At 56.1% G+C, this 13,529-nt stretch carries 8 protein-coding genes; 1 reads left to right on the top strand and 7 read right to left on the bottom strand.

The window, feature by feature from the left end; all coding sequences use genetic code 11:
* Nucleotides 1-5: 5 nt before the first annotated feature.
* The 5 genes from kduI to LPW13_RS17420 form a co-directional block, all read right to left on the bottom strand.
* The gene (kduI, locus tag LPW13_RS17440; protein ID WP_230437270.1) at nucleotides 6-848 is read right to left on the bottom strand and encodes a 5-dehydro-4-deoxy-D-glucuronate isomerase; all 843 of its coding nucleotides are present in this window, start codon (nucleotides 846-848) and stop codon (nucleotides 6-8) included.
* Between the two features lie 215 nt (nucleotides 849-1,063).
* Nucleotides 1,064-3,583 carry a glycoside hydrolase family 88 protein gene (locus tag LPW13_RS17435; protein WP_230437269.1) on the bottom strand — a complete coding sequence of 840 codons (2,520 nt, stop codon included), beginning with the start codon at nucleotides 3,581-3,583 and terminating at the stop codon, nucleotides 1,064-1,066.
* A gap of 214 nt (nucleotides 3,584-3,797) precedes the next feature.
* A complete protein-coding gene (locus tag LPW13_RS17430; RefSeq protein ID WP_230437268.1) occupies nucleotides 3,798-6,557 on the bottom strand; it encodes a TonB-dependent receptor in 2,760 nt (919 codons plus the stop codon).
* A 239-nt stretch (nucleotides 6,558-6,796) separates the two neighbouring features.
* A complete protein-coding gene (locus LPW13_RS17425; RefSeq protein WP_230437267.1) occupies nucleotides 6,797-8,236 on the bottom strand; it encodes a glycoside hydrolase family 28 protein in 1,440 nt (479 codons plus the stop codon).
* A gap of 359 nt (nucleotides 8,237-8,595) precedes the next feature.
* Nucleotides 8,596-9,333, bottom strand: a complete 738-nt coding sequence (locus tag LPW13_RS17420; protein ID WP_230437266.1) for a FadR/GntR family transcriptional regulator — start codon at nucleotides 9,331-9,333, stop codon at nucleotides 8,596-8,598.
* Between the two features lie 239 nt (nucleotides 9,334-9,572).
* Here LPW13_RS17420 and LPW13_RS17415 point away from each other — a divergent pair, with 239 nt between their 5' ends.
* Nucleotides 9,573-11,096 carry a UxaA family hydrolase gene (locus LPW13_RS17415; protein WP_230437265.1) on the top strand — a complete coding sequence of 508 codons (1,524 nt, stop codon included), beginning with the start codon at nucleotides 9,573-9,575 and terminating at the stop codon, nucleotides 11,094-11,096.
* A 71-nt stretch (nucleotides 11,097-11,167) separates the two neighbouring features.
* Here LPW13_RS17415 and LPW13_RS17410 read toward each other — a convergent pair whose 3' ends face one another.
* Nucleotides 11,168-12,880, bottom strand: a complete 1,713-nt coding sequence (locus LPW13_RS17410) for an enoyl-CoA hydratase-related protein (protein WP_230437264.1) — start codon at nucleotides 12,878-12,880, stop codon at nucleotides 11,168-11,170.
* 280 nt (nucleotides 12,881-13,160) lie between these two features.
* Nucleotides 13,161-13,358: an antitermination protein NusB gene (locus LPW13_RS17405; RefSeq protein WP_230437263.1), complete on the bottom strand. Its 198-nt coding sequence runs from the start codon at nucleotides 13,356-13,358 to the stop codon at nucleotides 13,161-13,163.
* Nucleotides 13,359-13,529: the final 171 nt, after the last annotated feature.

Raw genomic sequence — 13,529 nt, 5'->3', positions numbered from 1 at the left:
AAATATCAGCGCAACTCGTGGGGCTGCACAAAATCCATATCGTCGTAATCCAGGTTTTCCCCCGCCATTCCCCAGATAAAGGTGTAGTTGGCGGTACCCACGCCGGAGTGCAGAGACCAGGTGGGCGAGATCACCGCCTGCTCGTTGTGCATCCAGAGGGTCCGGGTATGCTGCGGCGGGCCCATGAAATGGCACACCGCTTGATCCTCCGGCACATTGAAATACATGTAGGCTTCCATGCGCCGACTGTGGGTGTGGGCCGGCATGGTATTCCAGACGCTGCCCGGTGCCAGCTCGGTCATACCCATCTGCAGTTGGCAGGTCTGGATGACACCATTCACCAGCAGCTGGTTGATCACCCGCTGGTTACAGGTCTCACTGGCACCCCGCTCCATGACATTGGCCTCGAGCTTGGTCACTTTTACCGTCGGGTAGGCACAGTGTGCCGGTGCGGAATTTAAGTAGAACTTGGCGGGTTTGGATTTATCCGCACTACGCAGTTTCACGTCAACGGAACCACGTCCCACGTAGAGGGCTTCCTTGTGGCCGATTTCGTGCACCTTGCCATCCACTTCCACCGTTCCGGAGCCACCGATATTGATGAGCCCGAGCTCACGGCGTTCCAGAAAATACTCGGAACGCAGGGCTTCCACGGTCTCCAGCTGTACGGTTTTTTCCACTGGCATGATGCCGCCCACAATCATGCGATCCACATGGGTGTAAGTGAGGCGCACCGTGTCCGCTTCGAACAGTTTCGGCACGAGGAACTCTTCACGCAGACGGTCGGTATCGTAGTTCACATAGTCACTCGGGTGACTGGCAAAGCGCTCTTCAAATTCAGTTGGCATTGCTATTCCCCTGTTTGTACGTCGTAGCATAAGGAGCGTTGCAGGCAGTTTCTTGGCGGCTTTGCTGGGCGGGGCCTACTCGCGAGACACGCCGTGAACCCATCCATGGGGGCTCTTCTAAAACGTCCCTGTTTTAGAAGGTCTCGCGAGTAGGCCCCGCCCATCAAACCCTTCGCATCTACCATTGATGCACGCTCTACTCGCTTTCGGGTAAATTAAGATTCAGATTTCAGCAGTTTGTACATTTCCACACCGGAGGTGATAAACGGCGCGGTACCTTTGGGGTCGTCGTCGTAAATCGGCTCGCTCATGTAGTACTCGTAGCTGCCATCGCGACCGTAACCCAGCCCCGCCACCTGACACATATCGGTGATGCTGATGGTGCCGTCGGCGTGGACCTGGACAAACTCGTCCAGCAGCCCCTGATACGCTTTCTTGGCGGTATCCAGATATTTACCTTTTGGCAGGTAACCCTGATTCAGCGCCTTGGCGAAGAAATAGGTGAACATGGTGCTGGCGGTGGACTCGCGGTAGTTGCCGCGCTCAGCGGGCTTGTCGATGATCTGCCACCAGGTTCCGGTTTCCGCATCCTGGTACTTTTCGATCACCGGTGCGATTTCGGAAATCATGTTCAGCAGATACTGACGCTCTTCGGTATTTTCCTGCGGAATAAAGTCCAGTACGTCCACCAGCGCCATGGCCAGCCAGCCCATACCGCGTGCCCAGTGGTAACCGGAAAGACCGGTTTCTTTGTCTGCCCATACCTGTTCACGTTTTTCATCCCATGCGTGGTAGTAGAGGCCGGTTTGTGGATCTTTCAGAATCTCGTTGACCACTTTGAATTCCGCCAGCACTTCGTCCACGTTGGGTTCTTCGTGCATCAGCTGTTCGTAGTGGGCGAGGAATGGAATGCCCATGTAAACGCCATCCAGCCATACCTGGTAGGGGTAGCGCTTCTTGTGCCAGAAGGCACCCTCGGAAGTACGGGGATGGTTTTCCAGTTGCTCAAACAACGTATCGACGGCTTTTTTGTAGCTTTCATTGTGGTTGCGCTCGTACAGGCGCAGCAACATGGTACCGGCGCGGATGCTGTCGATATTGTACTTTTCCTGTACGTAACCGTTGATGGAGCCGTCTTCGTTGACAAAGGAATCCATCACCGTATGTACGGCGTCGGCATACCGGGCTTCCGGTGCCACCTGGTTCAGCTCATCGTAAGCCTGCATCACCATACCGGTGGTGTACTCGAAGTAGGATGGACGTTTGCGAATATGGTCAAATCCACCGAAGCGATAATCCAGCGTCTTGCGCTCCAGCTCGGAATCCGCCAGGCGCTTGCTCCAGTTCAGTGCCACCTGGGCAGTCAGTGGCTGCTCGATGGCGGCTTCGCTTTTAGCCGTGGTCAGGCGCTGACGCAGCGGCATGGTGAGCTTCTCGGCTTCCTGCTCGAGATAGGTTTCAAATTCCGCTTTGGTTTTGATGGGGCCGTGCTCGCTGGCGACCTCTTTTTCCCATGCGGCGAGGAAGTAGTACTGGATTTCGTTAGCGCGCGGCTTCAGCACCGCCACCTGGTTGTGCTCGTCGCTGGTGACTTCTTTAATGTCCTTGCGCTTGGCCAGCACCGCCATTCCCAGATTACTGCCATCCAGGCTCTGGGGGCCGTAAGTGGCGATATAGGTGTAGGCGTGGCCGGTAATATCCATATCACCAACAATCAGCTCGGTGCCTTCGTGGTCGACGATGCCCGCCACCAGATCATCCAGCTCCCGGGAAGTTTTTGCATTCACCTCCACCAAGCGACTGCCGGCGTGCATGGAGAGCACCGCACTCAGGTCGGTCTCTTTACCTTCGACCGGCTTCCAGCCTTTGTAGTCGATTTTGAATGCGGAGTAGAGATCGCCGTTCTCAGTGATTTCGGTACGCCAGTCCTGTACATCACTGACACGAATCACCTTTTCGCCATCCCAGTAGCCGTAGCCACCGACACCGACAGCACTGCCGACTTTGAGAATATCCATGCCCCAGTCTGCTGGCTCGTGGTAGGAGTCAAATCCGTCCTGACCCACGCCTTGCAGTACAGGTTCGCGCACCTGCTTACCGAAAATATCAAAACCGTTGCGCCAATCCAGGTACACACGGTATCCGACCAGGTCGGACTCGATACCCGGGCCTTCATACCGAATGAAGTAAGAGTGGTCGGTGTGTTCTTCCGGTACGTCCAGCGCACTCACATTCTGGAAGCTGCCGCCCTTGTATTCACGTTCTTCCCACTCGCCACCCACCTTGTGGGAGATTTCCGCCTGAGTGAGCTTGGCGGATTCTGTGGGCGCATCCGCTTGGGCGATACGTAGCTTGAGCGTTTCATCCACCGCGACATCCACGGTGAATATAATCCCGTCTTTATTACCATCGGCATCTTTATCGATGGCCTGGGTCGGAATGACTTCCGCCTGGTTCCACACCGCAATCGGCGATGCGAACCCCTGTTCCAATCCGAGTTCGTAGTAACTGAGATAAACCGCTTCATCCTGCCGCGGGAATGCGGAGGGGTTGGAAAGCTCCAGCCGTGCGATGGCGCTGGGCTTATCCGCTTCCTCTGCGGCATTGTCCTTACCGGCCTGAACTTCAGGCGTCTGGGCAGTTTTTTCGCCGCACGCGGCGAGCGTTGCGGCCGTCAGGGCAAAGGCAACAGCGTTGAGGCCAAACTTGCGGTAGGGCTTGTCAAACAGTTTCACAGACATCTCCACGAATCCGGTTATTGTTTTGGGTTACCAGCCCTTATTCAGAGCCAGATTGAAAAACGGCCGAGCGCAACGACGAATCGATCCTGTCCATGTGACTGGCTGATTCCTGCACTCGGCCGTTCGGGTACTTCTACATCTTCACAGCTTTCCCGTGATCATCAGGCGCGACGGGACGCCGCGCCTGATGTCACTTGGCAACAAGTACTCAGAACTTGTACTGCGCACCTACGAAGTACTGAGAGCCAGTGCTGATCTCGTTGATGATGCGCTTGGCGCTCGGGTCCATGTAGGCAAAGATCGGCTCATCGGTGAGGTTGATTGCCTCGAAGTTGACCTTGAGGTTGTCGGTTACACGGTAGCTGGCAGAGAAGTCAACAAAAGTAGTCGCATCCACATAACGTCTGTCCTCTTGATTGAACTCTTGCGGGCGGGTGGAATACTCACCGCGGTTCGCCATGGAAATACGCGCGGAGAAGGCATCATCTTCCCAGTACAACGTGAAATTCGAGGAATCGTCGGACTGGCCACTCAGCGGGCCTTTGAACTCATCATCTTCACCAGCGTTGTAGGTCACCTCGGAGCTCACCTTGGTCAGGTTGGCGATAATACCGAAGTTGCGTACCCAGTCCGGCCCCGGCAGGAAGGTCAGCGGCTGCTGGTACTGCAGTTCCCAACCGTCCAGGTCGCCACCTTCTTTACCATTTACAGTGCGGCTGACTTCGAAATCGTTTGAGTTGTGCAGGTTCTCGTACTCAGCACCCAGCAAGCTGTCCGGCAGACCGATCTCGGCCCAGGAGACGCCGTAGTCTGTCTGCCCAATCGGCAGGGAATCGATGTCCTTCACAAAGTAGGCCACTGACACCACGGCATTTTCGGCAAAGTACCACTCGGCACCCAGGTCATAGGCCTTGGCGCGGAACGGCTCGATGAATGGGTTGCCGTAGCTTACTTTCGGTTGGCCGAAGATACCGACACTCCCTCCCGGGCTCAAAGTACCCAGGTTCGGGCGGGACATCACTTTAGCGGCACTACCACGTATAACTACATCGTCGAGCAACTCGTAGGCCACATTCAGCGAAGGCAGGGTGTCACGGTAATCGTTCTCGACAGTCACATTTTCTGTTTGTTCAACACCGTTTGCATCGTCGTAGACTGTCACACCAGTAGAGGTCAATTCGGTTTCTACACTGCGCACACCCACGTTACCGTGAAGCCGGCGACCGGCAAGATCAGTATCAAAGTCCAGCTGTGCGTATACACCCAGGCTATCTTCCTCTACCTCACGGGTGTCACCGGGACGTACTGAGTGCGGCCAGCAGCCACTTGCCAGCGCCTGATCCACCAGAGCAAGGTCACCTTTGAAGTAAGGCACACCTGTGGGACTGGCAACATTGCCCATATCGCTGGTGATGGTGGAGCCAATGCCGCAGGCCTCGCCGTCAGCAACACCGTCACGCTCATCCGCTCCGGAGAGTGAAGTATCCGCGCGCAGACCGGTAATGTCATAACCGTAAGACTTCTGGGTTACACCACCGCGCAGGGTCACCGCGTCGTTCAGCATGTAGTCCAGGTCAATGCGGAAAGTGGAAGCGGAGGACTCGGCGTCGTACAGGCGATCGCGAATTTCTGACAGCTCCCAATTCGCTGGGTCGGTGGTATCAAAACCGAACATGATTTCCGGGGAAGTCATGTTGGAGTAGTCGTAAGTTACGGTGTCGTTGGACTCCGCGTAATCGATCATGCGACGGGGGTCGTCTTCGCTGAAGTGTTCCAGCACCAGGGTGCTTTCGCGGTTATCCAGCTGGGAGTTGGATCCACCGGCGAGGATAGTCATACGGAAATCGTCGCTGAAGTCGTGCTCCAGAGACAGGGAGTACTGAGCAAACTCGGAGGTCCAGTCGGCGAGGAAGTTCTCCGCGCGGGTATCGACGCCGTCCATGGTTGCGGTAATCAGGTTGTTGTTACCGTCGATAGTGTAAGCCGCAATATCGGTTTCAGCGTTACCGGTGTCACCGGTACGCGCCAGAGAGATTGGGTTGATGTTCGGTTCGGTACGCTCAGAATCCAAGTTGGAGTAGAGACCATCGAAGCTCAGCAGCGTGGAGTCCGCGATCTGCCACTGCAGAGAAGAGGTTATACCCAGGCGATCCTCGGTGTAGTTGCGGTTCATGTAACGCGGGATACGCGGATGCTGTGCGCTTTTGACCTGGTCGAATTCCGCTTCGCTGTCACAGGCAGTACAGCTGGCAAAGTCATCGTTGGCCCAACGACCGGTGTCAGCACCGTAACCGAATACATTGCGCTCGGAGAAAGCAACGGAAAAGAGCGCTCCCAGAGTCTGCTCTTCGTTGGTCAAGCTCACCAGTGCGGAGGTACGCGGAGTAAATTCTTCACTGCCGTCGTTGTAGCTGCCCTGGACATTGGCTACCACGGTGACGGGGTCGTAATCGAACGGGCGCGCGGTGCGCAGGGCAACGGTCGCCCCCAGAGAACCCTCTTCCAGCTCTGCAGAAGTGGACTTGTAAACGTCCAGGCGGTTGAACAGCTCGGAGGCAAACACATTGAAGTCGAAGCCACGGCTGGTCTGTACGCCGTTGGAACCGGCGGACAGAGACTGTGCCTGCATGCCGTTGATCTGGACACGGGTAAAGGTGGAATTCAGGCCGCGAACGGTAATTTCACGTCCCTGGCCACCGTCGCGATCAATCGTAACGCCGGGAATGCGCTGCAGGGATTCCGCGAGGTTCTGGTCCGGGAAGTCAGCAATGTCTTCCGCCAGGATGGAATCGACCATACCGGCAGAGTCGCGCTTGGTGTCCAGAGCTTTCGCCAGACTGCCGGCGTAACTACCAGTTACAGTGATTTCTTCCAGGGAAGGATCATTGGATGTTGATTCTTGCGCAAAGGCCGGTACTGCAATCATGGCCATTGCGAGCGTAAGGGGTTTCAGCTCGAAGGTCTTCATTGACTCTCATCTCCGCTTATTGTCTTTATTTTGGTAATACCTGTTTTTGGTAATACCGCTTATTATCAAAGCATGCCGATATTCTCACACGGATTACCAACTGGCAACTTTCTGACTGACCAATTTACAGATTCCGTAGCTATTTGGGTCTCAATCAGGAGAATGTCGCGCCATCCTTGGCCTGGCCAGCACTCGCGGTGGACTGCTGACCAATTTAGTATTATTGAATCACAAATAGATCAGCTCGGCTGATAGGGTTTACCGTTAATCTGCACATCATCAACGGTCAGACCAGTTACCTCTTCAATTACACCGAGAGAGCCCGCCTGTTTGATCCGGCTGTTGGAGATCTGCAGACCGCGAATGGGGGCACGGGCAAAGCCGCGCACGTGGAAAGCGCGCTCGGCCTGTTCACAAGTGAGGTTTTCAACCTGAATGTTGTACACATTCGGATCGAAGTCGCCGTTATCCCCTTCTTCGTAGAAGAAGTTGATCACTATCACGTCTTTGACCTGACCAATGGTCAGGTTACGTACATAGATATCGTGGATATTGCCGCCGCGCATGGCATTGGTCTTGATACGCAGACCGCGATCCAGATTGGGGCTGCTCATCACACAGTCCTCCAGGAACACGTTGCGCACACCGCCGGAGATCTCACTGCCGAGCACCAGACCGCCGTGACCGTCGCGCATCCGACAGTTCCGCACCACCACATTCTCGGTGGGCACATTGACCCGACGGCCATCTGCGTTACGGCCGGACTTGATCGCGATACAGTCGTCGCCGTTATCAAACAGACAACCTTCGATCAGCACGTTTTTGCAGGATTCCGGGTCACAACCATCGGAGTTGGGGCCGTGACTGCGCGTAGTGATATTGCGCACGGTGACACCGATACACAGCACCGGGTGCACCACCCAGAACGGAGAATTTTCCAGGGTGACGCCTTCGATGAGTACATTGTTACATTCGTAAAACTGCACCAGCGGGGGACGCAGGAAGGAACCCTCACCGTAGTGACGGTCTTCCACTGGAACATGGTTTTCCGCATCTTCCATCAACGCCGCACGCGCGGGATGCTGGGTGTCACCTTCATTGCTACTGTTATCGCACTTGCCATTTTTCCCCTTCCACGGCCACCAGGTATCGCAATCGGCGCCGCCGTCAATCAGGCCCTTGCCGGTCAATGCGACGTTATCGGCCTTGTGGGCGTAGATCAGGGGGGAATAGCCCATCATCTCCAGGCCCTCCCAGCGGGTTTTCACCGCCGGCAGATAGCGCTCGGGTTCCGGGATAAAGTGGATCTCCGCCCCTTCGGCAACGTGCAGCTCGGTATTGGAAACCAGATGGATGGGGCCGGTACGATACTTGCCCGCCGGCACCACGATGCGGCCACCACCGGCCTTGCGCGCCTCTTCAACCGCGCGAGCGAAGAACGCACTGGCATCTTCGTTCTCGCCTTTGGCACCAAACTCTTTCAGGTTGAAATCCCGCGCGGGGATTTCCGGCAGTTTGATCGCAGACAGTATCTCTGGCACCCGGCCCCAGGGGCCGTTGTACTGCGCTCGGGGCGGCCGGCTCATGGCGAGCGCCTGTGAAGCAAACTGCGGAGCAGCGGGCACGGCGGCGACAGCCACCATGGATTGAAGGAACGTGCGCCGGTTGAATCCGGTCATAAAAGCCTCCCGAGAGTTATTGTTTTACTGGATTTGGTCATCATCACATCGGTCATGCCCGCAATCTGGCAAGACCAGAATTCAAATTCTGACAATACTGTCATACCAATTTTGAGGGGGCAATCAATTCCGATCCCGGGCAGTGGCGCAATTCACAACCAGAAGAGTCCGAATTCGGCGCAGTTCCGGGCTCTGAAAGCGCGCTTGCGCGGGCTCAGGCCCCAACTGGGGGAATAATAGAAATGGAAAAGTGCGACAGTGAAAAAGAGAAAAGACCGCGTAAAAGGGAGGCTAGGGGCAGAAAGGAAAAGGCGCCGGTGGGCGCCTTTCTATATTGAAGAAGAATCCGCGGTTAGCGCTCAGGGCAGCGCAAAGCGCTGACGCGCGGCACTGACTTCGCGGCGCGCGGCCTCCAGGGCCTCGGCCTCGGTAGCATCCAGCAACTGCTGAACCACACGCTGCAGGTGATCACGCATGGCGTTGCGTGCCGCTTCGGAATCGCGCTTTTTAATTGCCTGCAGAATGACCTGGTGCTCTTCGATGCGGGGCTTGGAACCTACCTGACGCACCTTCTCCAGAATCCGCGCGGACACAGAAGAGCTGTTGCGCAGCTTCCACAGATGCTCACAGACTGAAACTACGGCATCGTTATGGGTGCCGCGGGCGATATGCAGGTGGAATTTCTCATCCGCCACTTCCGCGGAAGAGTCGGTGGCGTTCTCGGTGACCATTTCCTGCAGAATTTCCTCCAGCTCCTGCACTTCCTGGTCGGTCATTTCCCGCGCGGCGAGGCCGGCAGCCTCACTTTCGAACATGATCCGCGCCTGCAGAATCTCGAATGCACCGATATCGGTCTCGGACGCAGAGAAACCACCTGCCTCGGAGTCGGTCACATAGACCCCGGAGCCGCCTTTCACTTCCACGCAGCCCGCCAGCTCCAGCGCGATAATCGCTTCGCGCACGGTGGGACGGCTGACATCAAAGCGCTCCGCGAGCTTGCGCTCGGCAGGCAACCGAGTGCCAGCAGGGTAATCTCCCGCAGCAATCGCGGCGGCCAGCTTTTCTGCCACCTGTTGGTAAAGTCGCGCACCTTGCATCAAGCCGTTCTCCTGAAAGCGATCTACCTGACCGCACTATATAAGACGTTACTGAGATATAACTGAAAAGTTACGCCAGTTTAGCAGATGGGGCTAAACCACCACAACAATACTATTGACACCTCAGTCTTACCAAAATCTACCATTTCGATAATTGCGGCCTTACCAATATAGTGTTAGATTGCAACCAATCATAACGACAACTGACCGCAAGTTCCTCCAGGCGGAGTCAGGACAAGATGGATCTCATTCATATACATACAGACGATAACGTCGCCGTCAGCAAGGCACCCCTGCCCTCCGGTTCTCTGGTGAACTGGGGCGGCAGCATGTTGCCGCTGGTTTCCGACGTACCGGCCATGCACAAGGTGTGCGTGCGCCCCATCGCCACTGGTGACGCCGTGGTCAAGTACGGTCAGGTGATCGGCTTCGCCCTGGAAGATATTGCTCCGGGCACCCATGTGCACGAACACAATATGGAAGCCGGCAACCACCGCCCCGAACACGACTTCTGCAAAGATTACCAGCCCACCGAGTTACTGCCGCGGGAAGAGCGCGCCACGTTTGATGGCTACCTCCGCGCCAACGGTAAAGTGGGTACGCGTAATTACCTCGCGGTGGTATCCACGGTGAACTGCTCGGTAACCGTTTCCCGCGCGATCGTTTCGCATTTCCGCGACAGCGGCAAATTGCGCGACTACCCGAATATTGATGGGGTAGTGGCACTGGGGCACGACAGCGGCTGTGGCATGTCCACCTCTGGCGAAGGGTACCAGACATTGCTACGTACCCTGCACGGTTACATTGCGCACCCGAATTTCGCCGGCGTGCTGCTGATCGGCCTCGGCTGCGAGGCCATGCAGATTACCAGCCTGATGCGCGAAACCGGCCTGCAGGAAGGTGACGGCTTCCAAGTCATGACCATTCAACAACAGGGCGGCACACGCAAGGCCATCGAATCCGGCATTGATCGCTTGACCGAGATGCTGCCCGCGGCAAATGCCTGTGAGCGCCAGCCCATTTCCGCGTCCGAGCTGACCCTCGCGGTTCAGTGCGGTGGCAGTGATGCCTATTCCGGCATTACCGCGAACGCGGGCCTCGGCGCCGCAGCGGATATTCTGGTACGCAACGGCGGCACAGTCATCTATTCCGAGACGCCGGAGATTTACGGCGCCGAACACCTGCTGACTCGCCGCGCAGTATCACCGGACGTGGCGCAAAAGCTGGTGGACCGTATCGAGTGGTGGGAAAACTACACCCGTATGAATGGTGTGGAGCTGAACAACAATCCGTCACCGGGCAACAAGGCCGGCGGCCTGACAACCATCGCGGAAAAATCTCTCGGCGCGCAGGCCAAGGGCGGCACTACTGCACTGCAGGATGTCTGCCTGTACGCGGAGCAAGTGCGCAAAAAGGGCCTGATTTTCATGGACAGCCCGGGATTCGATCCGGTGTCGGTCACCGGACAGGTCGCCAGTGGCGCCAATGTCGTGTGCTTTACCACCGGGCGCGGCTCAGCCTTCGGAGGCAAGCCGGTCCCCAGTATCAAACTGGCCAGTAATTCCATGTTGTTCGAACGTATGCGCGAGGATATGGACGTGGATTGCGGCGGTATTCTGGAAAAGCGCTATACGGTGCAGGAGTGCGGCGAGATGATATTCAAGCACATTCTCTCCATTGCTTCCGGAGAAAAAAGCGCCAGTGAAAAACTGGACTACGGCGATAATGAATTCGCGCCGTGGCATATAGGTGCAGTGGTCTAATCCGAGAGGACCGAGGCAACACAAACCTTCGCAAAAACCGGCGCTCTGCGCCGGTTTTTTTATATCTGGCCTTAAGCCGGTTCCAACACTTCTTCCGTGACGGGCTCGGTGTTTGACACAGTCATTGAAGAACGTCGCAGGTACTCGGGCGTAGATTTTGCGCATTGCTTGTAAACAAACGCCTTTCTCGCCCGATGGTACTCCGCGCCCGGGTCAAAGAATATCCCGCGCATAATCTGTAATTCCTCATCCCGATATTGCTGCAGCGGTTTTTCCTGCTCGTCCGCTTCACGGCGCTGTATCTTTTGCGACAGGCTGTGACCAAACTCCGCAACATTTACCAACCTCTGACAGTAGTCGGATAATTGCCGGTGAAATGCCGTCAGGTCGCCTTTAAAAAGGTTGTCGGCATAACCGTCCCGCAGCGCTTCCGAAGCCAGTACCGGAAGGCAGTCTTCGGTATAGCGTTTTGCTCGCTGCGCTCCAACCCGACGGGGCAACAGGTAAGTCCAGTATTCCGAGCCATACAGCCCCATGGTCTGATAGTGCGGGTTGATGACCACGCCCTCCCGTACCACCACGCGGTCGCAGGCAAGCGCCATCATGGCCCCACCGGCCCCCGCGTTGGCGCCAAGTGCAGCAACGGTCAGCTTGTCCCGGGTATTGATAACCTCGAGCACGAAGTCATCAATCGCATTGATGTTTTCCCAGGATTCCTGTGCAGGATCTTCCGCTGCTTCAATGGTATTGAGATGAATGCCGTTACTCCAGAATTCATCGCCGCCCATCAATACAATGACTTTGACATCCGAGGCAGCCAGCTCACGATACTGCGCCAGCAAATCCTGACACTGCTGCGTGCTCATGGCACCGCCATGGAAAGAAAAATACAGGTAGGCAACCTCGTCACTGTACTCGGTACGAATCTCCTGCAACGCCGGAGGCACATCGGACAGCTCGTCTACCGGATAATCCAGTAGCGGCACGATCACCCGGGAAGCGGACAACTTGAACTTGCCCGCTTCTTTTGCGTGGGAGATCCAGACCGCGCCATCTACCGTAGCACGGCAAAGGTGGCCGCCGGCGGAGACAATAAAATTCCCCGGTTCGCCGCGCAGCCCTTCCGCCTCTCGTCCACCAAACAGGTTCACTACCCTATCGCCGATGGTCTCGCGGATTCCGGGCAGGCTGTCTGCGGCGCGCAGTTTTTTCAGCACTTCAGCAGTCGAGTCCCGCTGCCAATCGATAGCCCGGTCGTTTTGGGTCATGGTCGGCAGCAGACACCCGGGCGCTTGCGACTCGATCAGCGGCCGTGGCAAAAAGTTTTGATCGGTAAAATTCCGAACTGCCTGTTTCACCAGACTGACCGCGCAGCGCGTGACTTCACGGCGATAGAGGCTGGACTTGTTCGCCCCCGCCCGCATCGGGAAGTTCATCGTGCCCCAGATATCCCCGGCGTCCATCGTATCGTTCGCCTGCAACAACGTAACGCCCCATGTCTCTTTATCGTCACTGATCGCCCAATCCAGGGAAGACGGACCGCGATCGCCCTCAATCCCCGGGTGTACAACCAGACACGGTAGACTCTGCCAGATAGCATCGGGAATTTTGTGTTTCAGGAAAGGGCAGATCACCAGATCTGGCTGGAACTGCTGAACCGCGCGCTCCATTTCCTCATCGCTGGTGGCCAGCTGCACCACGATCTCGCACCCATCCAGCACCAGCTCACGATGCACGCGCTGACTCAACCCATTAAAAGCGCTGCACAACAGCAAAATGCGCATATTTTCCTCCATGACCCAAGACCAGGGCTTAAATAGAACGAACGTACCAAGTACGCCCTTTTCTTATGTATTTTTTTCCAATCAAGAATCAAACCACAACTGCACATGGTTGTGCATTATCGCGACATAAAAAAATATCTTACCCAACGAAATGAGAACCAGTTCCGAAACCGGTTCTGGAATTGATGGCAGCCAAAGTTTGAGGTACAAAAAGCCCACTCTCGCGGGCTTTTTGTGAGAAGGGAGAACTGGAGAAAAAATTAAGCCGTAAACGGATGTGTCAACGCAGCGAGCGATCCGGCACTTTGCTGAGCAGCACAATCACCAGCGTTGCCAGCGGACCGAAAATCAAACTCAGAATCCACCACAACAGGCCACTGCGGTTTTTACCCTGTGCCAGGCCGGCATTAATCAGAGACAGCGTACCCCAGCCGACAAGCCACTCTCGTGATTGGATCATCACCTGATACTCTTCCATGCATCTATTCCTCGCGGCTTTAAAAGACATAAAATCTGAATCGAAGGCAGAGTACCGGGTGCGGGTTTTCAGCTGCGTCGCAAACAGGGCCGAAGGCGCCGCGTTGAAGCGGCCGGATACTTTACGACGCAGCTGACATGCATGTATTCACAGGGGGGGCGCCTAGCCCGG

The sequence above is a fragment of the Microbulbifer celer genome (assembly GCF_020991125.1).
Classification (GTDB): Bacteria; Pseudomonadota; Gammaproteobacteria; order Pseudomonadales; family Cellvibrionaceae; genus Microbulbifer; species Microbulbifer celer.
Note: the sequence above shows the minus strand (reverse complement) of the source record. Positions and strands in the feature narration are given on the sequence as shown.